26 protein-coding genes are annotated in these 25,257 nt (G+C 59.4%); 7 read left to right on the top strand and 19 right to left on the bottom strand.

Going from position 1 to position 25,257, the window contains the following annotated elements; all coding sequences use genetic code 11:
- Position 1 precedes the first annotated feature (1 nt).
- The 5 genes from EDC28_RS14465 to trxA all read right to left on the bottom strand — a co-directional run bounded on the left by EDC28_RS14465 (position 2) and on the right by trxA (position 5,157).
- The gene (locus tag EDC28_RS14465; protein ID WP_123422067.1) at positions 2-1,156 is read right to left on the bottom strand and encodes an MFS transporter; all 1,155 of its coding nucleotides are present in this window, start codon (positions 1,154-1,156) and stop codon (positions 2-4) included.
- Positions 1,119-1,814 carry an NAD(P)H-flavin reductase gene (fre, locus tag EDC28_RS14460; RefSeq protein WP_123422066.1) on the bottom strand — a complete coding sequence of 232 codons (696 nt, stop codon included), beginning with the start codon at positions 1,812-1,814 and terminating at the stop codon, positions 1,119-1,121. The genes EDC28_RS14465 and fre overlap by 38 nt, the downstream gene beginning before the upstream one ends.
- Before the next feature lie 9 nt (positions 1,815-1,823).
- Positions 1,824-3,296 carry a 4-hydroxy-3-polyprenylbenzoate decarboxylase gene (gene ubiD, locus EDC28_RS14455; protein WP_123422065.1) on the bottom strand — a complete coding sequence of 491 codons (1,473 nt, stop codon included), beginning with the start codon at positions 3,294-3,296 and terminating at the stop codon, positions 1,824-1,826.
- Between the two features lie 90 nt (positions 3,297-3,386).
- Positions 3,387-4,652, bottom strand: coding sequence for a transcription termination factor Rho (gene rho, locus EDC28_RS14450; RefSeq protein WP_050659752.1), 1,266 nt, complete (start codon positions 4,650-4,652; stop codon positions 3,387-3,389).
- Between the two features lie 178 nt (positions 4,653-4,830).
- Positions 4,831-5,157, bottom strand: coding sequence for a thioredoxin TrxA (gene trxA / locus EDC28_RS14445; RefSeq protein WP_050659753.1), 327 nt, complete (start codon positions 5,155-5,157; stop codon positions 4,831-4,833).
- 118 nt (positions 5,158-5,275) lie between these two features.
- Here trxA and rhlB point away from each other — a divergent pair, with 118 nt between their 5' ends.
- Genes rhlB through EDC28_RS14430 form a run of 3 tightly spaced genes read left to right on the top strand, consistent with a single transcriptional unit; the run spans position 5,276 to position 8,362 of the window.
- Positions 5,276-6,577 carry an ATP-dependent RNA helicase RhlB gene (gene rhlB, locus EDC28_RS14440; RefSeq protein ID WP_050659754.1) on the top strand — a complete coding sequence of 434 codons (1,302 nt, stop codon included), beginning with the start codon at positions 5,276-5,278 and terminating at the stop codon, positions 6,575-6,577.
- Positions 6,578-6,584: 7 nt separating this feature from the next.
- Positions 6,585-8,009: a Ppx/GppA phosphatase family protein gene (locus EDC28_RS14435; RefSeq protein ID WP_123422103.1), complete on the top strand. Its 1,425-nt coding sequence runs from the start codon at positions 6,585-6,587 to the stop codon at positions 8,007-8,009.
- A gap of 50 nt (positions 8,010-8,059) precedes the next feature.
- Complete coding sequence (locus tag EDC28_RS14430) at positions 8,060-8,362, top strand: hypothetical protein (RefSeq protein ID WP_050659755.1); 303 nt, start codon at positions 8,060-8,062, stop codon at positions 8,360-8,362.
- A gap of 26 nt (positions 8,363-8,388) precedes the next feature.
- On the opposite strand, the gene EDC28_RS14425 is transcribed toward EDC28_RS14430, so the two are convergent.
- Together EDC28_RS14425 and EDC28_RS14420 are read right to left on the bottom strand one after the other, a co-directional pair.
- Entirely contained in the window at positions 8,389-9,531 is a 1,143-nt protein-coding gene (locus EDC28_RS14425; RefSeq protein ID WP_336391541.1) for a PilT/PilU family type 4a pilus ATPase, read from the bottom strand.
- Positions 9,532-9,845: 314 nt separating this feature from the next.
- The gene (locus EDC28_RS14420) at positions 9,846-10,337 is read right to left on the bottom strand and encodes a DUF4124 domain-containing protein (protein ID WP_050659756.1); all 492 of its coding nucleotides are present in this window, start codon (positions 10,335-10,337) and stop codon (positions 9,846-9,848) included.
- A gap of 185 nt (positions 10,338-10,522) precedes the next feature.
- Between EDC28_RS14420 and EDC28_RS14415 the strand changes: the two genes are divergently transcribed.
- Positions 10,523-11,398: a helix-turn-helix transcriptional regulator gene (locus EDC28_RS14415; RefSeq protein WP_050659757.1), complete on the top strand. Its 876-nt coding sequence runs from the start codon at positions 10,523-10,525 to the stop codon at positions 11,396-11,398.
- Between the two features lie 52 nt (positions 11,399-11,450).
- Here EDC28_RS14415 and EDC28_RS14410 read toward each other — a convergent pair whose 3' ends face one another.
- From EDC28_RS14410 to ubiE, 12 genes are all read right to left on the bottom strand, one after another.
- Positions 11,451-13,097: an ArnT family glycosyltransferase gene (locus EDC28_RS14410; protein WP_123422064.1), complete on the bottom strand. Its 1,647-nt coding sequence runs from the start codon at positions 13,095-13,097 to the stop codon at positions 11,451-11,453.
- The gene (locus EDC28_RS14405) at positions 13,081-13,347 is read right to left on the bottom strand and encodes a lipid-A-disaccharide synthase N-terminal domain-containing protein (protein WP_050659759.1); all 267 of its coding nucleotides are present in this window, start codon (positions 13,345-13,347) and stop codon (positions 13,081-13,083) included. The genes EDC28_RS14410 and EDC28_RS14405 overlap by 17 nt, the downstream gene beginning before the upstream one ends.
- Entirely contained in the window at positions 13,344-14,057 is a 714-nt protein-coding gene (locus EDC28_RS14400; protein ID WP_050659760.1) for a glycosyltransferase family 2 protein, read from the bottom strand. The genes EDC28_RS14405 and EDC28_RS14400 overlap by 4 nt, the downstream gene beginning before the upstream one ends.
- 129 nt (positions 14,058-14,186) lie before the next feature.
- Entirely contained in the window at positions 14,187-15,194 is a 1,008-nt protein-coding gene (hemB, locus tag EDC28_RS14395; RefSeq protein ID WP_417361618.1) for a porphobilinogen synthase, read from the bottom strand.
- 27 nt (positions 15,195-15,221) lie between these two features.
- Positions 15,222-16,004, bottom strand: a complete 783-nt coding sequence (locus EDC28_RS14390) for a TatD family hydrolase (protein ID WP_050659761.1) — start codon at positions 16,002-16,004, stop codon at positions 15,222-15,224.
- Positions 16,001-16,474, bottom strand: coding sequence for a hypothetical protein (locus tag EDC28_RS14385; RefSeq protein ID WP_050659762.1), 474 nt, complete (start codon positions 16,472-16,474; stop codon positions 16,001-16,003). The genes EDC28_RS14390 and EDC28_RS14385 overlap by 4 nt, the downstream gene beginning before the upstream one ends.
- Positions 16,471-17,211 (bottom strand): twin-arginine translocase subunit TatC, encoded by a 741-nt coding sequence (tatC, locus tag EDC28_RS14380; RefSeq protein ID WP_050659763.1) that lies wholly within the window; start codon positions 17,209-17,211, stop codon positions 16,471-16,473. Before tatC ends, EDC28_RS14385 begins: the two co-directional genes overlap by 4 nt.
- Positions 17,208-17,540 (bottom strand): Sec-independent protein translocase protein TatB, encoded by a 333-nt coding sequence (gene tatB / locus EDC28_RS14375; RefSeq protein ID WP_123422063.1) that lies wholly within the window; start codon positions 17,538-17,540, stop codon positions 17,208-17,210. The genes tatC and tatB overlap by 4 nt, the downstream gene beginning before the upstream one ends.
- Positions 17,540-17,770 carry a Sec-independent protein translocase subunit TatA gene (tatA, locus tag EDC28_RS14370; protein WP_050659765.1) on the bottom strand — a complete coding sequence of 77 codons (231 nt, stop codon included), beginning with the start codon at positions 17,768-17,770 and terminating at the stop codon, positions 17,540-17,542. Before tatA ends, tatB begins: the two co-directional genes overlap by 1 nt.
- 41 nt (positions 17,771-17,811) lie before the next feature.
- Positions 17,812-19,428 (bottom strand): ubiquinone biosynthesis regulatory protein kinase UbiB, encoded by a 1,617-nt coding sequence (gene ubiB, locus EDC28_RS14365; protein ID WP_123422062.1) that lies wholly within the window; start codon positions 19,426-19,428, stop codon positions 17,812-17,814.
- Complete coding sequence (locus EDC28_RS14360) at positions 19,425-20,027, bottom strand: ubiquinone biosynthesis accessory factor UbiJ (RefSeq protein ID WP_123422061.1); 603 nt, start codon at positions 20,025-20,027, stop codon at positions 19,425-19,427. Before EDC28_RS14360 ends, ubiB begins: the two co-directional genes overlap by 4 nt.
- Before the next feature lies 1 nt (position 20,028).
- Positions 20,029-20,778, bottom strand: coding sequence for a bifunctional demethylmenaquinone methyltransferase/2-methoxy-6-polyprenyl-1,4-benzoquinol methylase UbiE (gene ubiE, locus EDC28_RS14355; protein WP_050659768.1), 750 nt, complete (start codon positions 20,776-20,778; stop codon positions 20,029-20,031).
- Between the two features lie 333 nt (positions 20,779-21,111).
- Here ubiE and EDC28_RS14350 point away from each other — a divergent pair, with 333 nt between their 5' ends.
- Genes EDC28_RS14350 through EDC28_RS14340 form a run of 3 tightly spaced genes read left to right on the top strand, consistent with a single transcriptional unit; the run spans position 21,112 to position 25,226 of the window.
- Positions 21,112-22,500, top strand: coding sequence for a GntP family permease (locus EDC28_RS14350; RefSeq protein ID WP_050659769.1), 1,389 nt, complete (start codon positions 21,112-21,114; stop codon positions 22,498-22,500).
- Positions 22,501-22,546: 46 nt separating this feature from the next.
- Positions 22,547-23,704: an iron-containing alcohol dehydrogenase gene (locus EDC28_RS14345; protein WP_123422060.1), complete on the top strand. Its 1,158-nt coding sequence runs from the start codon at positions 22,547-22,549 to the stop codon at positions 23,702-23,704.
- Positions 23,705-23,729: 25 nt separating this feature from the next.
- Positions 23,730-25,226 (top strand): CoA-acylating methylmalonate-semialdehyde dehydrogenase, encoded by a 1,497-nt coding sequence (locus tag EDC28_RS14340; protein ID WP_123422059.1) that lies wholly within the window; start codon positions 23,730-23,732, stop codon positions 25,224-25,226.
- Positions 25,227-25,257: the final 31 nt, after the last annotated feature.

Genomic DNA, 25,257 nt, shown 5'->3' with positions numbered 1-25,257 from the left:
CTCAAGCCGCCGCGATGTGCCGGTTACGACCGGCCATCAACCCAAAGCCGGTGGCAAACAGGGCGATTGCAGCCAGCAGCGGCGCTACCGCCGTCCAACTGCCAAAGGCTTCCTGCCAGGCGCCAACTGCCAGCGGCCCCAAAGCGGCCAGGGCATACCCCAGGCCCTGGGCCATGCCGGACAGCCTAGCTGCCACCTGGGCATCAGCGCTTCTTAGCACAATCAGCGCCAGGGCCAGCCCAAAACTGGCCCCTTGGCCTATCCCTAATACCACTCCTGCCGGCCACAGCCACTGGGGACCGGCCAGCAACACCAGCATCAGCCCGGCCAGGGTCATCAGCATGGCGACCAGTACCGGCAAGCGTTGGTCACGGCCAAGATGGCTGATGGACGGCGCCAGCAGCGCCGCCGGGGCCTGCACCAGAATCGATACCGAGGTCAGCCAACCGGCGGCCTCCGGGCTCAGGCCGCGGCTTGCCAGCATGCTGGGCAGCCAGGCAAAGACGGTGTAGGCCAGGGACGATTGCAACCCCATAAAGAGGGTGACTTGCCAGGCCAGCGGCGCGTGCCAGAGAGGTTTGGGCCTGTCGCTGCTTGAGGCCAGGCGCTGGTCGCCATAACGCCACAGCAGCAGTGCCACCAGGGCTGGCAGGGCCCAGAACGCCAGCGCCAGGGGCGCCGACCCAAACCGGTGGGCCAGCGGCACCGTGGTGCCGGCTGCGAGGGCTGCGCCCAGGCACAGGGCCATGGTGTAGCAACCGGTCATCAGGCCCGCCTGGCCGGGGTAGTCGCGTTTGACAATGCCGGGTAGCAATACCCCGGCCACGCCAATGCCGCCACCGGCCAGCACCATGCCAGCAAAGAGCGCCGGCGCCGAGCCCAGGCCGCGCAGCAGCGCGCCCATCAGCACCGCCAGCAGTGCCAGGCGGATAGCCCAGCCCAGGCCAAGGCGGCGAGCCAATAGCGGCGCCAGGGGCGCAAAAAGTCCCAGGCAGGCCACCGGCAGGGTGCTTAACCAGCCGGCGGCGGTAGCGGAAAGACCAAGTTGTGGCAGGACGGTACCGAGGCTTGATAACACCGGCCGCAGGTTCAGGGCGACCAGCAGCAGGGCCAACAGCTTAAATAAAGGCGAAGGCGTCACCGAAGAGGTTGTCACTCACAGCTCCGTGGGCAAGGAAGAGATCCCGGGCGACAGCGGCCATTTCAAAGCGGCCAGCAATGTAGATGTCAAAGCCGGACAGATCCGGATTGAACTCTTTTACCTTGTCCAGCACCAGCCCTTGGAGGCCGTCAAAGTCGGCCGGCTTGTGCTCCACCACCGGCCGGTAGGCGAGGTTGGGGTGTTTGGCGGCCAGGGCCAGCATTTCCTGATGCAGGTACAAAGCTGACGGGTCTTTGCCGCCCCAGAACACCTGGATGGCGCGGTCGGGGTTGAGCTTGAGGGCGCGGCGCAAAATGGCCCGTACGTAGGAAAAACCGGTGCCGCCGGCGATGAGGATCAGCGGCCGCTGCGACTCTTCCCGCAGATGGGCGTGGCCGGCAGCCACTTCCAGCTCCACTTCAGCGTGGCTCTGGAAGTATTCCACCACCTGCATCGCCCAGGAGTCGGGGCCAAAGGCGCCCAGGTGCAGCTCCAGCACGTCTTCGCCAGCCATGGAGGCGATGGAGAAGGGGCGCTTGTCTTCTTCGCTCAGCACCACCTTGAGGTACTGCCCCGCCTCGAAGTGCAGCCCTTTTGGGGCCTCGAGGCGAATGTGGTAGACGGTGTCGCTAAAGGGGCGCACGTCCAGCACCCGGCATTTGATTCTTTGCATAACGGCTCTTCAGTTGTCGAGGATGCCAAGCTCATCCCAGATGGCGTCGATACGGGCGACCACGTCCGGGTCTTTGACGATGGGCTTACCCCAGTCGCGGTGCACTTCACCCGGCCACTTGTTGGTGGCATCCAATCCCATTTTCGACCCAAGGCCCGCTTCGGGCGAGGCGAAATCGAGGAAGTCGATGGGGGTGTTTTCGATAAACACGGTATCGCGTTTGGGGTCCATACGGGTGGTAATGGCCCAAATCACGTCTTGCCAGTCCCGGGCGTTGATGTCGTCGTCACAGACAATCACGAACTTGGTGTACATGAACTGGCGCAGGAAGGACCACACCCCCAGCATCACCCGCTTGGCGTGGCCGGGGTAACGCTTTTTCATGGTCACCACCGCCATCCGGTAGCTGCAGCCTTCTGGCGGCAGGTAGAAGTCGACGATCTCGGGGAACTGCTTTTGCAGAATCGGCACGAATACTTCGTTGAGCGCGACTCCCAGCACTGCCGGCTCATCCGGTGGCCGGCCAGTATAAGTGCTATGATAAATCGCGTCTTTACGGCGGGTAATGTGGGTAACGGTAAAGACGGCGTGGCGTTCCTGCTCGTTGTAGTAGCCGGTGTGATCGCCAAAGGGCCCTTCCATGTGGGTTTCGTCCGGGTCGATATAACCTTCCAGGACAATCTCGGCGCTGGCCGGAATTTCCAGGTCGCAGCTAAGGGCTTGTACCACTTCGGTTTTGTTGCCACGGAGCAGGCCGGCAAAGGCGTACTCGGAGAGGCTGTCCGGCACTGGAGTCACGGCACCCAGAATGGTGGCCGGATCGGCGCCAAAGGCCACCACCACCGGGAATTTCTCGCCAGGGTGGGCTTCTTTGAACTCGGCAAAATCCAGGGCGCCGCCGCGGTGGGACAGCCAGCGCATGATCACCTTGTTCTTACTGAGCTTCTGCTGGCGATAAATGCCAAGGTTCTGACGCGATTTATAAGGCCCGCGAGTGACGGTAAGGCCCCAGGTCATCAGCGGCGCCGCATCCTCGGGCCAGCATTTTTGAATGGGGATGGCGTCTAAGTCCACCGCGTCTCCTTCCAACACCACGTCCTGGCAAGGGGCGGATTTGAGCTTTTTCACCGGCATGTTCAGCACCTGCTTGAACACCGGCAGCTTGTCCCACAGCTCCTTAAAGCCCTTGGGTGGCTCGGGCTCCTTGAGGTAGGCCAGCAGTTTGCCCACTTCCCGAAGGGCGCTGACATCTTCCTGGCCCATGCCCAGCGCCACCCGCTTGGGGGTGCCAAAGAGGTTGGCCAGCACCGGCATGTCATAGCCTTTGGGGTTCTCAAACAGCAGAGCCGGGCCACCGGCACGCAGGGTGCGGTCGGCGATCTCGGTCATTTCCAGATCGGGGCTGATGGGGTGTTTGATGCGCTTGAGCTCGCCCATTTTCTCGAGCTGCTCGATAAAGTCGCGAAGATCCCGGTATTTCATTGGCACGGCTGGGCTGATGGAAGTGGCGCCATTATGCCGCGCCTGGGGCCTTAAAACAAAACCCCCGCCGAGTGGCGGGGGCTTTTGGACTTAGCTCTTGGTGCGTTTCATCGCTTCGAAGAACTCGTCGTTGGTTTTGGTCATCGACAGCTTGTCGATGAGGAACTCCATGGCGGAGATCTCGTCCATAGGATGGAGGATCTTGCGCAATATCCACATCTTCTGCAGCTCGTCATCACGGCACAGCAGCTCTTCACGGCGAGTACCGGAACGGTTGAAGTCGATGGCAGGGAACACCCGTTTCTCGGCAATCTTACGGGATAGGTGCAGTTCCATGTTACCGGTACCCTTGAACTCTTCGTAGATAACCTCGTCCATTTTGGAGCCGGTATCAATCAGGGCGGTGGCGATGATGGTCAGGCTGCCGCCTTCCTCAACATTACGGGCCGCACCGAAGAAGCGCTTGGGTTTGTGCAGGGCGTTGGCGTCCACACCACCGGTCAGTACCTTGCCGGAGCTGGGTACTACGGTGTTGTAGGCACGGGCCAGACGGGTGATGGAGTCGAGCAGGATCACCACGTCTTTTTTGTGTTCAACCAGGCGCTTGGCCTTCTCGATAACCATCTCGGCAACCTGCACGTGGCGGCTGGCTGGCTCGTCGAAGGTAGAGGCTACCACTTCGCCTTTGACCAGGCGCTGCATCTCGGTCACTTCCTCCGGGCGCTCGTCGATGAGCAGCACGATAAGGGTGGCTTCCGGATGGTTGTAGGTGATGCTCTGGGCAATGTTCTGCAACAGGATGGTTTTACCGGCCTTGGGCGGCGCCACAATCAGGCCGCGCTGGCCTTTACCAATAGGCGAGGCCAAGTCCAGTACCCGCGCCGTGATGTCTTCGGTAGAACCGTTACCACGCTCCATGCGCATGCGGCTGTTGGCATGCAGTGGCGTGAGGTTTTCGAAGAGGATCTTGTTGCGGGAGTTTTCGGGGCGGTCGAAGTTGACGTCGTTGACTTTCAGAAGGGCAAAATAGCGTTCCCCTTCCTTCGGTGGCCGAATCTTACCGGAAATGGTATCGCCGGTGCGCAGATTGAAACGGCGGATCTGGCTGGGCGAGACATAAATATCGTCGGGGCCGGCCAAGTAGGAGGAATCGGCGCTACGCAGGAAACCAAAACCGTCCTGCAGGATCTCCAGTACGCCGTCACCGAAAATGTCTTCGCCGGATTTCGCGTGGGCTTTGAGGATCGCAAAGATAATATCTTGTTTGCGGGCCCGCGCCATGTTTTCCAGGTTCATCTGGTCGGCCAGGGCAACCAGTTCCGAGACTGGTGTATTCTTTAACTCGGTAAGATTCATAGTGGTGGGTTGTCTAAAACGTTTGGTATCAACGGGAAAATTCCACGCCCCGGCGTGAACACAGGAAGGGCATGAAGGGAAGCAATACGGGGTTAAGTTAGCAGCGAACGTTTGCCGCGTCTAGAAGTAAAGGCGTAAATATAAACAGGGCGCTATTGAGCGCCCTGTTTATTTAAGATCAGATGTTGCTGTCGAGGAACTCTTTGAGTTGAGTCTTGGACAGAGCACCGACCTTGGTAGCGGCCAGTTGGCCGTTTTTGAACAGCAGCAGGGTAGGAATGCCGCGGATGCCGAATTTCGGCGGGGTATCGCTGTTCTGATCAATATTGATCTTGGCGATGGTCAGGCGACCAGCATATTCTTCTGCTACGTCATCCAAAACCGGGGCGATCATTTTACAAGGACCGCACCACTCAGCCCAGAAGTCGACCAGGACAGGACCCTGAGCCTGCAGAACGTCGGCATCGAAGCTGTCGTCACTTACGTGAACAATTTTATCGCTCATGGCTTTCTCCAATAATGTGCGCGATCCGGGGCAAACAACTTGGCCTCGGCGCTGGACGGACCTATTTCAAAGGAATCTGTTCCTCATTGCAAGCCGAAGCTGATATGCTTGGAACCCTATGACAAAGACGCATTTAACCGAAACCAAGTTCAGCGAACTTGGCCTGGCAGAACCCGTAATTAAGGCCCTTTCAGACAAGGGTTTTCACAATTGTACGCCTATCCAGGCGCTTTCCCTGCCCGTCGCACTGCGGGGAAAAGACGTTGCGGGTCAAGCACAAACCGGCACTGGCAAGACCATTGCCTTCCTCGCCGCCACCTTCCACCATTTGTTAAATAATCCCGCATCTGCTGATCGAAAAGTGCAGCAACCTCGTGCCATTATCATGGCGCCGACCCGCGAACTGGCGATTCAGATCCATAAAGATGCCATCGAAATGGCCCGAGAATCGAAATTAACGATGGGGTTAATCTATGGTGGCGAGGGCTACGACAGCCAGCGCAAGCAGCTCGAAGACGGTATCGACATCCTGATCGGTACCACCGGCCGCATCATCGATTACTTCAAGCAGGGCGTGTTCGACCTCAAGGCCATCCAAGTGGTCGTGCTGGACGAAGCCGACCGCATGTTTGACCTTGGCTTTATCAAGGACATCCGCTATCTGTTCCGGCGTATGCCCGAGCCGACCCAGCGCCTAAACCTGCTGTTCTCCGCCACCCTCTCCTTTAAGGTGCAGGAGCTGGCCTACGAGCACATGGACAACCCCGAGCACGTGGAAGTGGAGCCGGCCCAGAAGACCGGCGCCCGCATCAGCGAAGAGTTGCTGTACCCTTCCAAGGAAGACAAGTACAAGCTGCTGCTCACCTTGATAGAAGAAGACTGGCCCGAGCGCGCCATCGTTTTCGCCAACACCAAGATTGTCTGTGAACGGGTTTGGGGCCACCTGGCGGCCGATGGTCACCGCGTTGGCCTGTTGACCGGCGATGTACCGCAGAAAAAGCGGGTCAAAATCCTCGAAGAGTTCACCGAGGGCAAGCTCGACTTCCTGGTAGCCACCGACGTGGCGGCCCGGGGCCTGCACATTCCGGCGGTGACCCACGTTTATAACTTCGATTTGCCTGACGACTGCGAAGACTACGTGCACCGCATCGGCCGTACCGGCCGCGCCGGCGCCTCCGGCCACGCCGTGAGCCTGGCCTGCGAGGAGTACGTCTTTAACCTGCCAGCCATCGAAGAGTACATCGGCCATGAGATCCCGGTGACCCAGTACCGCTCCGACGCGCTACTGACCGATCTCAAACCGCCGCTTCGTCTGCATCGCGCTGGCCGCGACCGGCCTGGAAACCGCAGTGGCGGTGGTAATGGCCGAGGACGTGGCCGCAGCAATGGTCCTCGCCGAAGCAGCAACGCTTCCCACTGAGGCCAAGGTGCGCGAAACCAGCCCGCTGTATGCGGCCATCGATCTCGGCTCAAACAGCTTCCACATGCTGGTGGTGCGCGCCATGCATGGCCAGGTACAGACCCTGGCCAAGATCAAACGCAAGGTCCGCCTAGCGGCGGGCCTTGACGATCAATACCAGTTGTCCGTTGACGCCATGGAACGAGGCTGGGACTGCCTGTCTCTGTTCGCCGAACGCCTCGGCGGTATTCCCCCCGACCAAATAAAAGTGGTGGCCACCGCGACCCTGCGGTTTGCCAAGAATACCGATGTATTCCTGGCCAAGGGCCAGCAGATCCTCGGCTGCCCCATCGATGTGATCAGCGGCGAAGACGAAGCGGCGCTTATCTATCAAGGGGTTGCCCACACCAGCGGCCAAACTGGCCGGCGCCTGGTGGTGGATATCGGCGGCGCCTCTACCGAACTGGTGATCGGCACCGATTTCACCGCCGAGCGCTTGGAAAGCCTGGAAATGGGCTGCGTTACCTTCCAGCAGAAGTTTTTCCCGGAAGGGATGCTGGGCCAGGCGCAGTTCGATGCTGCCATCCAAGCCGCCAAAGCGCGCCTGGCGCCCTTTAAGGACGACTACATCCAGCGTGGCTGGCAGCATTGCGTCGGGGCCTCCGGCTCGGTTCAGGCGGTGCAGGAAGTGCAGATAGCCCGGGGTGAAGACCAAACCGTGACGCTGGCGCGCCTCAAGCAAACCCTGGCCGATACCATTGCCTGTGGCCGCCTCGAGCAGTTGTCCATGCCCGGGCTCAGCGACGAGCGCAAACCGGTGTTTGCCGCTGGCCTTGCCATACTGCTGGCCATCTTCGAGACCCTGGCGGTGAGCGACATGGAGGCCTCCGGCGGCGCCCTGCGCGAAGGGGTGCTTTACGGGCTCATCCCCAATGGCGAGGTGGATGTCAGGGCGCGCACCCTGGCTGCCATCAGCTCCCGTTTTTCCCTAGATGACGCCCATGGACGCCAAGTGGCAGATCTGGCCATGCAACTGGGTGCCAGCAGCCTGGACGAGCAGCAGATGGCACTGGTGGTGGCTGCGGCCAGGCTTCATGAACTGGGCCTGGCCGTGGGTTTCAAACAAGCCTGCGAGCACAGCCGTTATCTGATTTGCCACCTCGACCTGCCTGGCTTTTGCGAGCAGGACCGGGAAACCCTGGCCGCTTGGCTTAGCCAGCAACAAGGCCCAATAGCCGCCGCCTCCTTGCCGCTGATGGTACTGCGGTTGGCAATCCTTCTTTGTGCCCACCGTGGGCCGTTGCCTGACGCTATGGCCTTGGCGGTCAACCAGCATCACCTGCATTTGCTCCTGCCCGATGGCTGGCTGGCCGGCAAACCCCTCCTTAGCCAGCTCCTTGGTGAAGAAGTCTCAAACTTTCAAGCGGTTAACTGGACGCTGGATTACGCCTAAGCACACTTTGCTATAACAAAGTCATGACGTTGCCAAGAAAAGGGCTGCACATGAAAAGTGCCAAGGCGTTTGCACAGTGGCTTGCCGGTCGGGTCGGCCATGCTCCACAAGGGGTCTATCTGACTCGAGACGATATCCAGCAGCTCACCGGACGGCAGCGTTTCACCATGGATTACATCACCGACGTGCATTTTGAACTGGCCGCCGCCGGTTGGGGGCTGGTCAGCGATGTGCACCGAGAGAAGTTCTTTATGGTGCGGCTGCCAAGGGAGCATTGGCTGGAATACGGCGACCGCTACAACGGCCAGGCGGCGCAAGCCGAGGCTGACAACGTGCGGCGATTGAAAGGTTAAAGGGCCGGCATTGCCGGCCCTTTGGCTTAGTCTTCCTCTTCCTGATCCCCTTCCAGGCGCAGTTCCAACGGCGATGAGCCGCTGTTGCTGCTGGGGCTACCCAACTCGTTTTTGGCCAGTTTGACCTTCAGGCGCAGGTCGTTGACCGAGTCGGCATTACGAAGGGCTTGGTCAAGGTCAATCTTGCCGGCTATATGCAGGTCGAACAGGGCCTTGTCGAAGGTCTGCATACCGAGGTTTTCCGATTTCTGCATGATCTCCTTGATGGCGTGCACGTCACCGCGTTTGACCATGTCCTGCACGGTCGAGGTGCCCAGCAGCACTTCGACGGCGGCGCAGCGTTTGCCGTCCACGGTCGGTACCAGCCGTTGGGACACAAAGCAGCGCAGGTTCAAAGACAAATCCAGCAGCAGCTGCGGGCGCCGCTCTTCCGGGAAGAAGTTGATGATCCGGTCCAGGGCCTGGTTAGCGTTGTTGGCGTGCAGGGTAGAGATACAGAGGTGGCCGGTTTCGGCGAAGGCAATGGCGTGCTCCATGGTTTCGCGGTCACGAATCTCGCCGATAAGGATAACGTCAGGCGCCTGGCGCAGGGTGTTGATAAGGGCGCTGTGGAAGCTGCGGGTGTCGGTGCCCACTTCCCGTTGGTTGATGATGCTTTTCTTGTGCTTATGCACAAACTCCACCGGATCTTCGATGGTTATGATATGGCCACTGGCATTGGTGTTGCGGTAGTCGATAAGGGCCGCCAGGGAGGTGGATTTACCCGAGCCGGTGGCGCCCACGAACAGCACCAGGCCACGCTTGGCCATGATCACCTCTTTTAGCACCGGGGGCAGGCCAAGGGATTCGATATCGGGAATGTCGTTGCGGATATAGCGGGCAACGATGCTGACTTCGTTGCGCTGCTTGAAGATATTGACCCGAAAGCGCCCCACGCCAGGAAGAGACCTGGCCAAGTTCATCTCCAGCTCTTTCTTGAATTTCTCCTGCTGCTCCGTGTCCATGATGGCCATGGCCACCTCTTCGATTTCCCCCGGTTGCAGCGCTTCTTTGGTCAACATTTTCAGCTGACCGTGGAACTTGGCGCAGGGTGGCGCCCCGGTGGAGAGGTAAAGGTCGGAGCCTTCGTTACGGGCCAGCACAGTGAGGAACTGATCGATATCTATCATATTGTTTTTACTTTTAAAGTTGTGTTCTTGTGGTGGCTTTGAAGGGGTATTGCCAAGCCCCTGGGCAAGCATCCGGGCCGGGCACCTCAAAACGGTCACTAAAAGGTAGCACGGCAACAGGGCGTTTACTGCCCAAGGGTGCAGCGCAAAGCGTCGTTTTCCTTTATTTAAAAAACGGCAAAGAGCGGTAAATGATCAAATGCAAATTGGCCAATAAGGGGTCGGATCTGAACGGATGACAAAGAATCAATAACGAATGGTGTCTGCCTAGTTTTTGGCAAGGTTTCTTCAATTGAAAATGTCACCAAAGAAGATTATTTAGGAGGATTGGCCGTCGGGCAGCTTCCACGGCGGAAAAAGTAATAGCCAAAGTCCCCTTTCATTACCATGCTGTCGGCACCTTGCATGATCAGGTGGTAATTTCCCAACCGGGTATCTTCGACTTGCAGAAAGCTCTGCTGTTGGTTGAAATCACTCAGTATTGTTATTGCACTGTTAGTCACGTTCAGTTGGGTTTCACCAAAGGACCATAAACTGGGTTGGCTTACGTCTTTAGTGCCGGTCATGGAAAGGGACGTCGCAAAGTTACACCATTGGCCAATAATGGGGCGAAATTCCTGGGTTCGTGTAACCTTGGTGCGGGTGCCGGAAGGCAGCTTACTTTTTTGATAAATACGTTGTACGCCCGATGTGCAGGGGGTATCACGATACTCGGTCCGGCCGTCGGCCGTCTGGCATTGATACACCCCAGCCTGCACCAAGCCAGTGCAAAAACACAGGGTGACAAAAAGCCAGAGTCGGGGCATGCTGTTTCTCTAAATTAAGCAGTAACATCCCAAAGACTAACATCCGTTTCTTAAATAACAAGAGCTTAATAAATAGGCAAAGGAATAGAGGGGAGTCACTACAATGCTATTTACCAAGTCAAGGGCCAGGGGGGAAACTTGCGCCTCGACCACTGCCAGACAACTTCAAGCACAATAGGTGGTTGATGAACTTTGAATTTTCCGCTTTTGTGAAAGCGAAGCGGCGAACCCTGGGTCTTTCACAGGAAGAATTTGCCCACCACCTGTCCTGCCGCCGCGAAGCCTTTGCCAGGCTGGATGCCGTGACCATCAGTCGCTGGGAGCGGGGGGTAACAACTCCTTCTTTATATCGCCAGGCCCAAATCATCGCCGCAGTGGGGGACGACCCACTGAAGACGCTGTGTGACAGCGATGACCAGGAAGCCAAAGAACTGGCCGACGCCTTCTTGTTGCGCGAGCCCTGGACGCGGCTGCGTGCCTTCTTCTATCGCTATCGTGTGGCCGACCATCTGAAGGTCGGTGTCGATATGAGCGAGGACGATCCCGAAGAGTTCGAACGTTTTCAGTCTTGGATAGGCTCTTGTGACAAGAGCGATATCATGATCCAGGCCTGCCTGCGGCTGAATCGAGAAGGGCAGATCTCGCATCAGCTGATCCGTCACCACGACCTGCTGCTGGCTCATATGGTGATGGTGCCGATCAAGAAATCGGCCCGTGATGCCATTGCCACCAATGCGTCCGATTACTTCAAGAATCTCACCGCTTCGCAGCAGCCTGACGCCAATGCACCTTGCTACCTGCTGGTTACCCATGCCGGCGGCCTGTGTGACAGCCAACTGGAGCGTTGCCTTCGCAAGCTGATGAACTGCATCACCCACAGCAGCCATATTCACGGCGTGATCTGGCGCGGCTCCCGTGGCGACGCCGACGCCCTGTGTAACGTGCTGGGTGTGGAATTTATCGGTCGCAGCGACGAAACCGGCCACTACTACCTGCTTGAGCGTGAGCGCCTGGCCAGCCAATTGGCAGCCGCCCTGCTGGGCAAGGCTGACGACAACTAACCAAACGCTCGTAAAAAGCCCCGCAGATGCGGGGCTTTTTTATGGAAGTGCCTCAGGGCTTTTGGTAAAGACCGTAGTCCGGGCCTTTGTAGAGCGGCGCGGGGGTCACACCGGGCTCACAACCGGCTTTTAGCTCCTTGGCCGACACCAGGTACCAGATGCCGCCATGGCGCTCGCCAAGGTTGTCCTCAGGCTTCATCTCGAAGCACTGCTCCATGTTCTCCTTCGGCCCTAGCACGTAATACTGCGGGCCACGCTGCACCCAATCACGGGCGCTGGCACGCTGCTCGTCCATGGGGCCGTGGAAACCGAACTGGGTGACAGGGCGGTCGGCAAAGAGCGCGAACTGCTCTTTGTAATCCAGTAGCGCCAGTTGGCCGTCGGGGCCGATACGCTTGGCCACTTCCACCATGATGTCCCTAGGGGTGCGGATACTATCCAGGGCCGGGCCGCCTATGAAGCCGTAACCGGCCCAGAATGCTGCCAGGGTCCAACCCCAGCGGTGCATGGGGGATTGGCGGCGGGTCAGCAGCAAGGCCAGGGCCATGGCAATACCGGTGCCGAGCAGGAACACCCTGCCGTGCGTGCCCAGTTGCTCCAGCACCTTATGGAGGAAGGCCGCCACGATGAGGATAAGAGACAACAGCCAGGCAAAAGCCATCCACAACCGCTTTGGCCACACCCGGCTCAGCAGCTGCTCCAGGTAAGGCGCGATGGCCAGGGTCAGCCATGGCACCGCCGGCGTGATATACACCCCGCGCTTACCGGGGCTGATGGAGAAGAACAGTACGGTAGCCAGCACCATCACCAGCGGCAACAGAATCTCCGGCTTGACCTTGTCGCGCCACCAGGTTTTGACCAGGAACGGCGCCAACACCGACAGCGGCAGCCAGAACACCGGTGCCACCTCCACTACGTAATACCAGAACGGCTTTTTATGGCCCAGGGAGTGGACGTAGCGATTGGCGGTCTGGTTAAAGAGGATGTTGTCGCGATAGGCCATCGCTTCGGGGTTACTGCTATGGGCGGCGTACCACAGCATAGGTAGACCCCAGGTAGCGATGGCGGCTATCAGCACCAGCGGCCCCAGCCAGGCCTTTTTGGCCATTTTCTGGCGCAAATCGCTGCGCCAAATCAGCGGCAGCAGCAGGAACAGGGCGATAACCCCCACCCCTTTGGTGATCACCCCAAAGCCGGCGGCGGCAAAGCCGAGGAAGTACCATCCCCAGGCCGGGCCCAGCAGCAGGTGGCGGGCAATACCGTAACCGCCAAGGGTGACCCAGAACACCAGCAGCATATCTATCTGCGCCGTCCGCGATTGCAGGCTGAACTGGATAGTGAAGGCCAGCAGCCACAGGCACCAGGTAGCGACTCTGGGGCCATGGAGGCGTTTGGCCAAGTCCACGGTCAGCCAGGCGGTGCCTATACCGGCCAGGGCCGAGGGCAGCAAAAAGGCAATTTTCATGGGGACCTTCAGCCACAACAGTACGGCAATGGCCCACATGAAGATGGGGGGTTTATCGGGATAAAGCTCGCCCACCCGGTGCGGGATCAACCACTGGCCGGTGTTGACCATTTCCTGGGCGATAAGGGCAAAGCGGGGTTCATCGGCAGGCCAGGGCCAGCGCAGGCCGATACCGGCCAACACCACCACCAGCAACAATAGCCATCCGAGGCGATATTCAGTTTCTGGCTTCATGTTTTTTGATCAGCTGCAGGTTGCGAAGGTAAATGATGAAGCCAGCGCTCTGGCCGAGGATAAACACAGGGTCTTTGCGGTAAATGGCGTACACCAGCAACAAACTGGAACCACCGATAGACAGGTACCAAAAAGCGGTCGGCACTATGCTCTGCTTGGCTTTTTCACTCACCAGCCATTGCACCAGAAAGCGGGCCGAGAACAGCAGCTGGCCGGCAAATCCCAGCAGCAGCCACCAATCAATGGTCATTGCAGCTCCTCCTGCAACAAGGGCTTTTTGGCTCGCTTTTGCAGCCAGCGCACTCCGGCCATGTCCACCAGGCCCACCCAGAGCCGGTTGTGCAGACCGTATTTAGAGGTGCCGGCCACCCGGGCCCTGTGGTTAACCGGTACGCTCAGCACCTTGGCGCCGGTGCGCACACAAAGAGCGGGCAGAAAGCGATGCATGTGGTCGAAATAAGGCAGGGTCAGGAACAGTTCGCGGTTAAGGAGCTTAAGGCCACAACCGGTATCCACCACACCATCGCTCAATAAGCGGCGGCGCACGCCGTTGGCAATCTTAGACGACATTCTTTTGAGCCAGCTGTCGTTGCGGCGGGTACGGATCCCGCAGACGCACACATCACCACCGGCCTGGCGGGCTTGGTTTAGCAAGTTGGGGATATCGGCAGGGTCGTTCTGGCCGTCGCCGTCGATGGTGGCCACAAACCGGCCCTTGGCTTTGCGGCCGCCCAGCCAGACGGCGGTGCTTTGGCCGGACGACTGCCCCAGGCGCAGGGCTCGTAACCAGGGGTAGCTTTCTTTCAGCTCACACAGCAGGTTCCAGCTGTTGTCGGTAGAGCCGTCGTCAATGACCACGACTTCAAATTGCTCGCTTTCGAGGGCTTGGCCCACTTCTTTCAGCAGAATGGGTAGGTTTTCGGCCTCGTTCTTGGCCGGAATAATAACGGAAACGTCCATCGCCCCTCGCAGTATTGAAACTGACTATTTATCAATAGCTTAAATTTGCAGTCTGGCCAGTCAGACTTAACAAAAAATTAAGGGCGAAAAAAAAGCCGGTGATGACCGGCTTTTGACATTTTTGTGAATTTACTGTGCTTCTTTGAGCCATTTCGCCGCTTGTTTGGCGAAGTACGTGAGAATGCCATCGGCGCCGGCTCGCTTGAAGCAGAGCAGGGACTCCATGATGGTTTCTTTTTCGGCCAGCCAACCGTTCTGCACGGCGGCCATGATCATGGCGTACTCGCCGGACACCTGATAGGCAAAGGTGGGTACCCGGAACTCGTCTTTGACGCGGCGCACCACATCCAGGTAGGGCATGCCGGGTTTGACCATCACCATGTCGGCTCCTTCGGCGAGGTCCAGGGCGATTTCATGGAGGGCTTCGTCGCTGTTGGCCGGATCCTGCTGATAGGTCTTCTTGTTGCCGCCCTTGAGGTTGCCGGCAGAGCCGATAGCGTCGCGGAACGGGCCATAGTAGGCCGAGGCATACTTGGCGGAATAGGCCATGATGCTGGTGTTCACATGGCCCGCTTCTTCCAGCGCCTGGCGCATGGCGCCGATGCGGCCATCCATCATGTCGGACGGGGAAATGATGTCGGCGCCGGCTTCCACATGGCAAAGCACCTGCTTGATCAGGATGTCGATGGTGATGTCGTTAAGCACATAACCATCATCGTCGATGATGCCGTCCTGGCCGTGGGTGGTGTAAGGGTCCAGGGCTACGTCGGTCATCACCCCCATTTGTGGGAAGGCGGCTTTGACGGCGCGAATGGCGCGGGGAATGAGGCCTTGTGGGTTATAAGCCTCTTCGGCCAGCAACGACTTGGCCGCCGGGTTGGTGACCGGGAACAGGTCGATAACCGGTACCCCCAGTTCCACCAGCTCGGCCACTTCCTTGAGTAGCTCGTCGATGGTCAGGCGCTCCACGCCGGGCATGGAGGGCACCGCCTCGCGCTTGCCTTCCCCTTCCATAATGAACACCGGCAAAATCAAATCGTCGCTGCGCAGGTGGTTCTCGGCCATCAGCCGGCGGGTGAAGTCGTGTTTGCGCATGCGGCGCAGGCGGGTGTTGGGGTAAGGCGCGCGGTTCATCATTCTCGATACTCCTGAATAAGGCACCTGCTACCCGGCAAACCCGAACAGGCGCTGGCTGTTGGCCAAGGTCATGGCGGCCAGCGTTTGTGGGTCTTGTCGGCGGCACGCAGCAATGGTGCGGACAATGTGGGGCAAATACTGTGGCTCGTTGCGGCGGCTTTTGAGCTTGAGATCCCGGGGGATGAGATAGGGGGCGTCGGTTTCCACCAACAGCCTGTCGTCGGGGATCATCTGCACCAACTCGCGCAGGTGCTGGCCGCGCCGCTCGTCGCAGATCCAGCCGGTAATGCCGATATAAAGGTCCAGCTCCAGCCAGCGCTTTAGGGTGGCCTCATCGCCGGTAAAGCAATGGGCCACGGCGCCGGGCAGGCGGTCACGGAACTGGCGCAAAATGGCGTGCTGGCGCTCGGCGGCCTCTCGCTCGTGAAGCAGCACCGGCATGGCAAGCTCGCCGGCCAGCTCAAGCTGAGCGGCAAACACCTGCTCCTGCACCGCCCTTGGGCTTAAATCGCGGAAAAAATCCAGGCCGCATTCCCCTATGGCCAGCACCTCTGGGCGCCGGGCTAATTGGCGCAGGCGGGCAATAAAGTCGGCAGGAGCTTCGTCGGCATAATGGGGGTGGACACCAGCGGTGGCAAAGGCCCTTTGCGAAGAGGCCGCATAATCTGCGGCCTGGGTACTTTGCTCGACCGTGGTGCCGGTCAAAATCAGGTAGTTGACCCCTTGGGCCGCGGCATCGGCCACCACTTGCTGCCGGTCGCTGTCAAAGGCGCTGTCGGTAAGGTTAATGGCGATGTCGCAGAGGGTCATTTGCTACGTACTACCCGGATGGTGCGGCCGCCTTCCTTGCTGAGATAAACGGCGCCGAACACACCTTTTTTCAGCTCGACTTTGTCGTCGGCCTTGATGCCGGAATAGCTGCTGTCGGTTTGTTTCCAGATTTGGCCGTTATCCAGTACCACTACCAGCTTGCCGTAGGGGCCTTTGTTAACCTGGGTAACGATGGCGTTGATGCTCTGCAGGGCATCCTGATTTTGCACCTTTTCCTCAATACCGAAGCTGGCCACCGGGTCCTGGGTTTTGGCTATCACAGTAGAGCGGCCCACGGCTTGCTCGGTGGCGGCCATATCGGGGTTCGCCTTAACCTGTTTGGCCAGGGCGTCAAAGCAAGCCAGCCGCAACTCGTTGTCGCTCAGTTGGGTACACTGGGCCAGTTTGTCCTGGATTGAGGCATTGGCACCAAAGGCCAGGGCCAACAGGGGCAGGTAACGCAGTTTCATTCAGAATCCTCTTCTTCGTCTGGCGCTCGGCGGCGCTTGACCAGCTTGGCCATCACCAGCCCGGACTCGAACAGCAGCCACATGGGCACGGCCAGCAGGGTTTGGGAAATCACATCCGGTGGCGTAAGCAGCATCCCCAGGGTAAAGGCCGTTACGATGATATAAGGGCGCTTTTTGGCGAGGCTCTGTACGTCGGTCGCGCCAGTGTAACAGAGCAGCACCACGGCGATGGGTATCTCAAAGGCCACACCGAATGCAAAAAACAGTTTCAGAACGAAGTCCAAATAACTGGAGATATCGGTGGCGATGGTCACCCCTTCTGGGGCAACCGAGGTGAAAAAGGCAAAAATAACCGGGAAAACAACGTAGTAGGCAAAGGCAATGCCGGCGTAAAACAGCAGGCTGCTCATCGCCAGCAAGGGCGCTACCAACCGCCGTTCATGCTTATAAAGCCCCGGCGCCACAAAGGCCCAGATTTGGTAAAGCACCGCTGGCATGGCCACAAAAAACGACAGCACCATAGCCAGTTTGAACGGCGCAAAGAAGGGGGAGGCCACGTCGGTGGCGATCATCGAGCTGCCGGCGGGCAGCTTGCTGATCAATGGCAAGGCCAGGTGGTGATAAAGGTCTTTGGCAAAGTAGGCCATCACCACCAGTGCCAGACCCACTGCGATCAGGGCGCGCAGGATACGGGTGCGCAGCTCCAGAAGGTGCGCAAGTAACGGCATATCACTCATGGGTCCTTGGGATCCTTGGCGTCTTTGGCCTCGGGGGCATCCTGATAAGGCCTTTGCATTTCCTTGGCGCTGCGTTTCATGTCATCGACGGTGTCGGCCAGCTCTTTGGGCAAGTCCTTGCCCATCTGCTCGGCTTTTTTCATGCTCTCGTTGAGCTCGTGGGCTTCCAGCTCGCGCTCCAGTTCGCTACGCACTTGGTTAGCCATGCCCTTGACGGTGCGAACCCAGCGCCCCAGGGTGCGGGCCGCGCTGGGCAGGCGTTCTGGCCCCAGCACCACCAGGGCGATGATGCCAACCAGAACCAGCTCCCAGAAGCCAATGTCGAACATCAGACCTTATCCTTGTCAGACTTGGCCTTTTCCTCCTGTTTTTCTTCCTTGAACTGGGCGTCAGGTTTGTCTTCCAGTTTCTTTTCTTCCTCGTCGTCCTTCATGGCTTTTTTAAAGCCTTTGAACGCCGAGCCGAGATCGGAGCCGATATTGCGCAGTTTTTTAGTGCCGAACAGCAGCACGACGATGGCGCATACGATAAGCAATTGCCAGATACTGATATTACCCATGGAAGATCCCTACAACGTGGTTACACGATTCTAAGTAGCGCCTACTTACGCAGCGCCTTTATCCAGGTTGCCGCCGAGGCTAAAGCCAGAGCTGCTGGCACCCATACGTTCACTTTGCCATAAAGTATGGCGCCGCACACCAGCAGGGTAGCGGCAAGAATGCGCAAACTTTGTTTCTGTAATTGTTGCTGGTGCAGTTGGTGGTGGTGTTGCTCCCGCTGGGACTGGCGCTGTTGCCAGTCTCGGGCCAGACGCAGGTTGTCATACAACAGGTCCGGCAGCTCCGGCAGCTTCTCGCCCCAGAACGGCAGATTGGACTTGATATGGCGCAGCATGGCCTTGGGGCCCATCTGATCTTTGAGCCAATCCTCTAAAAACGGTTTGGCGGTTTTCCACAGATCCAGCTGCGGGTAAAGCTGGCGGCCCAGGCCCTCGATATAGAGCAGGGTCTTTTGCAGTAGCACCAGCTGTGGCTGCACTTCCATATTAAAGCGCCGGGCGGTGTTAAAGAGATTCACCAGCACCTGGCCAAAGGAAATTTCTGCCAGGGGCTTTTCAAAGATGGGCTCGCAGACGGTGCGAATGGCCACTTCGAATTCATCAACGCTGGTGTCAAAAGGCACCCAGCCCGAATCCACATGCAGCTCGGCCACCTTGCGATAATCGCGGTTAAAGAAAGCCACGAAGTTCTCGGCCAGGTAGCGTTTGTCTTCCTTGGCCAGGGTGCCGACGATGCCGCAGTCGATGCCGATGTACTTGGGGTTCTCGGGATTTTCATAGGCCACGAAGATGTTGCCTGGGTGCATGTCGGCATGGAAGAACGAGTCGCGAAACACCTGGGTGAAGAACACTTCCACGCCCTTCTCTGCCAGGCGCTCGAGGTTGGTGCCGTTGGCCTTGAGGGTCTCGACATCGGCCACCGGAATGCCGTAGATGCGCTCCATCACCAACAGCCGCTTGCGGCACAAATCCGGGTAAACCTCCGGCACATAGAGAGAATCCGAGCCTTCAAAGTTGCGGCGCAGCTGGATGGCGTTGGCCGCTTCGCGCAACAAATCCAACTCGTCAAAGAGGGTCTTTTGGTATTCGCGCACCACTTCCTTGGGCTTGAGGCGGCGCCCGTCTGGCATCACCTTGGCGGCGATGGCGGCGAAGGTACTCATCAGCTCCACATCGGCGCTCATTACCTTGGCGATGCCGGGGCGGATCACCTTAAGCACCACTTCCACTTCGCTGTCCTTGAGGCGGGCGGTGTGCACCTGGGCGATAGACGCTGAGGCTAGGGGCTTTTCGTCAAAGTCGCTGAACCACTGCTCCAGGGGGCCGCCAAGGCTGCGCTCAATACTGGCGCGGGCCGCCTTGCCGTCAAAGGGCGGCACCTTGTCCTGCAGCTTGGTGAGCTCTTGGGCGATGTCGTCGGGCATCAGGTCGCGGCGGGTTGAGAGCATTTGCCCGAACTTGATGTACACCGGGCCCAGGCTTTCCAGGGCCAGGCGTAAGCGCTCGGCGCGGGGCTTTTGCTTGTGGCGGTTGGGGATCCAAAACAGCGACAGCCGCCAAAGGCGCATGTACCAAGGCCAGAACCGGGTTGGGATAAGGTCGTCAAGGCCATGGTTTAAAAAGGTTTTTAAGACTTTATAGAGTCGCAGGCTGCTCATCGGTGCTCCAGCGCCGCAAGGCGCCTCTCCAGGCGGGCCAGGGCGCTTTTCAGGTCGTCTACATCATCAAAGAACTGGCGCTGCTCGAGGGCATTGGGGGTTAGCCGGGACTCTTCGGTGAGCTGCTCGGCGCCCCACTGTGCAAAGCGGCCGGCACTGCCTGCCAGGCGCCGGCTGAGGCGTGCGGTAGCGCTAAACAGCAGGTGCGCCGGCACATCGCCCAGGTATTTGGCCAGTTCCCCTTCCCAGTCGATGTCGAGCTTGGCAAAGAGTTCCGAGAACTGTTTGAGCAGCATCGGGTCGCCGGTCAGCTCCAGGCGCCCTTCCTTGATGGCGCGGGGCAGGTTGGCGCTGTCCTTGAGCTCTTTGATGGCGGCCACCGGCAGGGCCACCTTGGCGTCGGGGGCGGCCAGATCGCCGGTCACCAGCAGGCCGTCGTCCAGCACCACAAAACCGAGGCCAAGGTTGATGTCGGTCAGTTGCACCAGCACCGTTTTGCCGCTCAGGCGCCCCAAGCGGCGGCCGCTGGAATCATCCAGTGCCAGCAAACGGTTGGCACCGGTTTGAGCTAGGGCCTGGATAAGCTGCTTGAACGGCATCTTAGAACTTGAAGCCTCGGTGCAGGGCGACGATGCCGCCGGTGAGGTTGTGGTATTCCACTTCGTCAAATCCGGCGTCTTTCATCATGGCCTTGAGGGTTTCTTGGTCCGGGTGCATGCGGATGCTCTCGGCCAGGTATTGGTAAGACTCGCTGTCACCAGCCACCAGTTTGCCCATGGCTGGCAGTACCTTGAACGAGTAGATGTCGTAGGCCTGGGTCAGCAGCGGGTTGGCGGGCTTGGAGAATTCCAGCACCAGCAGGCGGCCACCGGGCTTGAGTACCCGTTGCATGGACTTGAGTGCCGCCAGTTTGTCGGTGACGTTACGCAGGCCAAAGGCGATGGTGATGAGGTCGAAGTGGTTGTCCGGGAAGGGCAGGCATTCGGCGTTGGCCTGGACAAAGCGCACATTGCTGACGATGCCCATGTTGCGCAGCTTTTCCTTGCCGACATTGAGCATGGAGTCGTTGATGTCGGCCAATACCACTTCACCGCTGTCGCCAACGATACGGGCAAACTTGGCGGCCAGATCGCCGGTACCGCCGGCCAGATCCAGCACCTTCTGGCCGGTGCGCACCCCGGAAAGGTCGATGGTAAAACGCTTCCACAACCGGTGGATGCCCATGGACATCAGGTCGTTCATTACGTCGTATTTGCCGGCCACGGAGTGGAACACCCCGGCCACCATCTTGGCTTTGTCTGCCACCGGGACCGATTTATAGCCAAAGTCGGTGCTGTTGTTGTCTGCCATGGGCTCATCCTTTTCAAATCGCCCCTAGTGTACTTGAGCCAGCCGCCCGGCGCAGCCCTGGGCAGTGGTGAAAAATGCATTTCTGAATTTTCCCGATACAGGTGCTGCCCAGGCTCAGCCTAACGAGCAGTAATTTGACGTTTACGTAAATGTCGATTGGGTTTGACAGGGTTATTTTGATCGATAATGATACGTTTCGTATCGAAAATTGATTTTGTTTCGTTGTGTGGCGGGGTTGGCAGCATAAGGGCCGGTGCAACAGGCCCAGGCAGAACCGCCAGAAAACCAATAACAACAAGGGTGCCAAGTACGGCGCTGCCTTTGGGGGAAAACATGAGTTTGATAGGAATAGTGCTGTCGCTGGGGTTGCTGATGTACCTGGCGTATCGCGGCATCAGTGTGTTGATCCTGGCGCCGCTGCTGGCCATGTTGGCGGTGCTGCTGAGCGGTGAAGGCAACCAGTTGCTGGGCACCTACACCCAAATCTTCATGACCGGCCTTGGCGGCTACATCATCAAATACTTCCCGCTGTTCCTGCTGGGGGCCATCTTCGGCAAGTTGATGGACGATTCGGGCTCGGCCCGGGCCATCGCCCACGCCCTGGTGGGCAAATTGGGCGGCTCACGGGCGGTGCTGGCCATAGCCCTTGCCTGTGCGCTGTTGACCTACGGCGGCGTGTCGCTGTTCGTGGTGGGTTTTGCGGTGTTTCCCATCGCTGCGGCGCTGTTTCGTGAAGCCGATGTGCCCAAGCGGCTGATCCCCGGGGCCATCGCCATTGGTTCCTTGGGCTTTACCATGACCGCCTTGCCCGGCACCCCGGCCATTCAGAACGCCATACCCATGCCGTTTTTCGGCACCGACGCCTTTGCCGCCCCTGGCCTTGGCCTTATCGGCGCTGTGGTGATGTTTGGTTGTGGCTGGGGCTGGATGGAATACCGGGCCCGCAAGGCGCGGTTGGCCGGTGAAGGTTATGGCAGCCACCCCGACAGCCAGGAAAGCGGTTTTGATACCAGCCGCCTGCCGCCGCTGTGGGTGGCGCTGCTGCCCATCGTGCTGGTGGTGCTAGGCAACTACCTCTTTAGCAAGGTGTTGTTCCCGGCCCTTAACAACAGCTACCTGGCCGAGGCCAAGTTTGGCCACACCGAGCTCAGCGCGGTGCTGGGGATCTGGTCCATCATCAGCGCGCTGCTGCTGGCTTGCCTGGCGTTGGTGGCCTTTAACTGGCGGCGCTGGGGCAACCTCAAAGACACTCTCAACAAGGGCACCCTTGGCTCCCTGCTGCCGATTTTCAACACCGCATCGGAAGTGGGTTATGGCTCGGTGATCGCCTCTTTGGCCGCCTTCGGAGTACTCAAGGCGCTGATGTTGAACTTGTCGCCAGACAACATTTTGATCTCCGAAGCGGTGGTGGTGAACGTGCTGGCCGGCATTACCGGCTCGGCCTCTGGCGGCATGAGCATTGCCCTTAACACCATGGGCGATACCTACATGCAGTTGGCTACCCAGGCCGGGGTGTCGCCGGAGCTGCTGCACCGGGTGGCAGCCATGGCTTCTGGCGGGCTTGATACCCTGCCCCATAACGGCGCCGTGATCACCTTGCTGGCCATTTGCGGCCTGACCCACCGGCAGTCGTATCTGGATATTTTCATGGTCACCATTCCTGCGGCCCTGGCCGGCCTGGTGGTGGTGATTGGTCTTGGTAGCATGTTCGGTGCCTTCTGAGCATGTGTCAGTTGGCGCCCGGCCGGGCGCCTTAAAGGAGGGTCTTATGGCCTCAGTCGTTCTGCCCCGGGTGATGGAAGTCGGCCCCGGCGCGCTTCAAAAACTGCCCGAGTTGCTGGCTACCTTTGGCTGCAAAAAGCCGCTGCTGGTGACTGACAAAATGATGGTGCAGCTCGGTTACCTCGATAAGGTGCAAACCCTGCTGGCGGCCAAAGGCATTGCCAGCGACGTCTTTGCCGACACCGTGCCCGAGCCCACCGCCGCCTCCATTCAGGCCGGGGTAGACAAAGTGCGCGCCGGCGACTTTGACGCCGTAGTGGCCCTCGGTGGCGGTAGCCCTATCGACAGCGCCAAAGCTATCGCCATCTTGGGGAAATTTGGCGGCGTCATTAACGACTACCGTTTCCCGCGCCAGGTTAACGAGGCGGGGCTGCCGATTATCGCCATCCCCACCACCGCCGGCACCGGCTCGGAGGCGACCCGCTTTACCATCATCACCGATGAAAAGACCGACGAGAAACTGCTCTGCGCCGGCGTTGGCTTTATGCCGGTGGCGGCCCTGATTGATTACGAGCTGACCTTAACGGTGCCGCCCCGCACCACCGCCGACACCGGTATCGATGCCATGACCCATGCCATCGAAGCCTATGTCAGCAAAAAGGCCAGCCCCTACTCCGACAGCCAGGCCCTGGCCGCCATGGGCCTGATTGGGCCCAACCTGCGTCGCGCCTACCACCAGGGCGACGATAAAGCCGCCCGCGAGGCAATGATGCTGGGCGCTACCCTGGCCGGTATCGCCTTTTCCAACGCCTCGGTGGCGCTGGTGCACGGCATGAGCCGGCCCATCGGCGCCTTCTTCCATGTGCCCCATGGCCTGTCCAACGCCATGTTGCTGCCGGCGGTAACCGCCTGGTCCATCCCTGCTGCCGCCGAGCGTTACGCCGATTGCGCCAGGGCCCTGGGGTTTGCCCATATGGACGATCCAACCGAACTGGCCAACCAGAAATTGCTGGCAGAGCTGGTGGCCATCAACACCGAACTCAAGGTGCCAAGCCCGGCGGATTTTGGCATCGACAAAGACCGCTTCTTCGCGGTGCGCCACACCATGGCCGAGCAGGCCCTGGCCTCGGGTTCCCCCGGCAACAACCCGCGGGTGCCCAGCGCCGAAGACATCGTCACCCTTTACGAACAGCTTTGGGCCTGATGCCCAGCCCCCAAGGAGATTTGCAATGACTACCATCGGACATCTCATCAACGGCCAGCCGCGCATGGACGCGGCCCGCACCCAGGACGTATTCAACCCCGCCACCGGCAAGGTCGAGAAAAAAGTGGCCCTGGCCCCCAAGGCCACGGTGGAAGAGGCTATCGCCGCCGCCCAGGCCGCATATCCTGCCTGGCGCAACACCCCGCCCATCAAGCGGGCGCGGGTGATGTTTCGCTTCAAGGAATTGCTGGAGCAGCACAGCGACAAAATTTGTGAACTCATCGGCCAGGAGCACGGCAAAATAGTTCATGACGCCGCCGGTGAACTGCAGCGCGGCATCGAGAACGTCGAGTACGCCTGCGGCGCCCCGGAGCTGTTAAAAGGCGAGTACACCAAGAACGTCGGCCCGGCCATCGACGCCTGGAGCGAGATGCAGCCGCTAGGCGTCGTCGCGGGCATTACCCCCTTTAACTTTCCGGTGATGGTGCCGCTGTGGATGTTCCCCATGGCGCTGGTGTGCGGTAACACCTTCGTGCTCAAACCCTCCGAGCGCGACCCGTCCGCCACCCTCTTTATTGGTGAGCTGCTGCAGGAAGCCGGCCTGCCGGCCGGGGTGTTCAACCTGGTCAACGGCGATAAAGAAGCGGTAGACACCCTGCTCACCGACCCTCGGGTACAAGCAGTGAGCTTTGTAGGCTCCACCCCGGTGGCCGAGTACATCTACGCCACCGCCAGCAGCCATGGCAAACGTTGCCAGGCCCTGGGGGGCGCCAAGAACCACGCCATCGTCATGCCCGACGCCGACATGGACAACGTGGTGAACTCCCTGCTGGGAGCCGCCTTTGGCTCCTCCGGCGAGCGCTGCATGGCGCTGTCGGTAGCGGTAGCGGTGGGCGACGCCGCAGCGGACACCCTGATTGAGAAAATGCAGGCCGGCATGCAGGGCCTGAAGGTCGGCGCTTACCACGATAAGCAAAACGACTTTGGCCCTGTCATCACCCGCGCCCACCAGGAAAAGGTGGTAGGCCACATCAACAGTGCCGAGGCCCAGGGTGCCAAGGTAGTGGTGGATGGCCGCAGCGTAACGGTGCCGGGCTTTGAAGAGGGCTTTTTCGTCGGCGCCACCCTGATTGACCGGGTTACCCGCGACATGGACAGCTACCAGGCCGAGATCTTTGGCCCTGTGCTGCAGGTGGTAAGGGTCAACACCATGGAAGAGGCCATGGCGCTCATCAACGACCACGAGTACGGCAACGGTACCTGCATCTACACCCGCGACGGCGAAGCGGCCCGTTATTTTTCCGACAACGTCCTGGTGGGCATGGTGGGTATCAACGTGCCGCTGCCGGTACCGGTGGCCTACCACAGCTTCGGCGGCTGGAAGCGTTCCCTGTTTGGTGACCTGCACGCCTACGGCCCGGACGGCGCCCGCTTCTACACCCGCCGCAAAACCATTACCCAGCGCTGGCCCTCGGCCAACGTGCGGGAAGGGGCCGAATTCTCCATGCCTACCATGAAGTAAAAACCCCCGCGAGTTTTGGCCGCCTGCGGGC

Origin of the sequence: Gallaecimonas pentaromativorans (genome assembly GCF_003751625.1) — a bacterium.
GTDB classification, from domain to species: domain Bacteria; phylum Pseudomonadota; class Gammaproteobacteria; order Enterobacterales; family Gallaecimonadaceae; genus Gallaecimonas; species Gallaecimonas pentaromativorans.
Note: the sequence above shows the minus strand (reverse complement) of the source record. Positions and strands in the feature narration are given on the sequence as shown.

Bases quoted from the DNA above. Each gene is read 5' to 3' on its own strand.
- fre (WP_123422066.1), bottom strand. From the start codon at position 1,814: ATGCAAAGAATCAAATGCCGGGTGCTGGACGTGCGCCCCTTTAGCGAC.
- tatA (WP_050659765.1), bottom strand. From the start codon at position 17,770: ATGGGTAATATCAGTATCTGGCAATTGCTTATCGTATGCGCCATCGTC.
- tatC (WP_050659763.1), bottom strand. From the start codon at position 17,211: ATGAGTGATATGCCGTTACTTGCGCACCTTCTGGAGCTGCGCACCCGT.
- EDC28_RS14340 (WP_123422059.1), top strand. From the start codon at position 23,730: ATGACTACCATCGGACATCTCATCAACGGCCAGCCGCGCATGGACGCG.
- EDC28_RS14430 (WP_050659755.1), top strand. From the start codon at position 8,060: ATGAAAAGTGCCAAGGCGTTTGCACAGTGGCTTGCCGGTCGGGTCGGC.
- EDC28_RS14405 (WP_050659759.1), bottom strand. From the start codon at position 13,347: ATGACCATTGATTGGTGGCTGCTGCTGGGATTTGCCGGCCAGCTGCTG.
- EDC28_RS14390 (WP_050659761.1), bottom strand. From the start codon at position 16,004: ATGACCCTCTGCGACATCGCCATTAACCTTACCGACAGCGCCTTTGAC.
- rho (WP_050659752.1), bottom strand. From the start codon at position 4,652: ATGAATCTTACCGAGTTAAAGAATACACCAGTCTCGGAACTGGTTGCC.
- EDC28_RS14425 (WP_336391541.1), bottom strand. From the start codon at position 9,531: ATGATAGATATCGATCAGTTCCTCACTGTGCTGGCCCGTAACGAAGGC.
- EDC28_RS14385 (WP_050659762.1), bottom strand. From the start codon at position 16,474: ATGAAACTGCGTTACCTGCCCCTGTTGGCCCTGGCCTTTGGTGCCAAT.
- EDC28_RS14400 (WP_050659760.1), bottom strand. From the start codon at position 14,057: ATGGACGTTTCCGTTATTATTCCGGCCAAGAACGAGGCCGAAAACCTA.
- ubiB (WP_123422062.1), bottom strand. From the start codon at position 19,428: ATGAGCAGCCTGCGACTCTATAAAGTCTTAAAAACCTTTTTAAACCAT.
- hemB (WP_417361618.1), bottom strand. From the start codon at position 15,194: ATGATGAACCGCGCGCCTTACCCCAACACCCGCCTGCGCCGCATGCGC.
- EDC28_RS14420 (WP_050659756.1), bottom strand. From the start codon at position 10,337: ATGCCCCGACTCTGGCTTTTTGTCACCCTGTGTTTTTGCACTGGCTTG.
- tatB (WP_123422063.1), bottom strand. From the start codon at position 17,540: ATGTTCGACATTGGCTTCTGGGAGCTGGTTCTGGTTGGCATCATCGCC.
- trxA (WP_050659753.1), bottom strand. From the start codon at position 5,157: ATGAGCGATAAAATTGTTCACGTAAGTGACGACAGCTTCGATGCCGAC.
- ubiD (WP_123422065.1), bottom strand. From the start codon at position 3,296: ATGAAATACCGGGATCTTCGCGACTTTATCGAGCAGCTCGAGAAAATG.
- ubiE (WP_050659768.1), bottom strand. From the start codon at position 20,778: ATGGCAGACAACAACAGCACCGACTTTGGCTATAAATCGGTCCCGGTG.
- EDC28_RS14350 (WP_050659769.1), top strand. From the start codon at position 21,112: ATGAGTTTGATAGGAATAGTGCTGTCGCTGGGGTTGCTGATGTACCTG.
- EDC28_RS14345 (WP_123422060.1), top strand. From the start codon at position 22,547: ATGGCCTCAGTCGTTCTGCCCCGGGTGATGGAAGTCGGCCCCGGCGCG.
- EDC28_RS14410 (WP_123422064.1), bottom strand. From the start codon at position 13,097: ATGAAGCCAGAAACTGAATATCGCCTCGGATGGCTATTGTTGCTGGTG.
- rhlB (WP_050659754.1), top strand. From the start codon at position 5,276: ATGACAAAGACGCATTTAACCGAAACCAAGTTCAGCGAACTTGGCCTG.
- EDC28_RS14360 (WP_123422061.1), bottom strand. From the start codon at position 20,027: ATGCCGTTCAAGCAGCTTATCCAGGCCCTAGCTCAAACCGGTGCCAAC.
- EDC28_RS14415 (WP_050659757.1), top strand. From the start codon at position 10,523: ATGAACTTTGAATTTTCCGCTTTTGTGAAAGCGAAGCGGCGAACCCTG.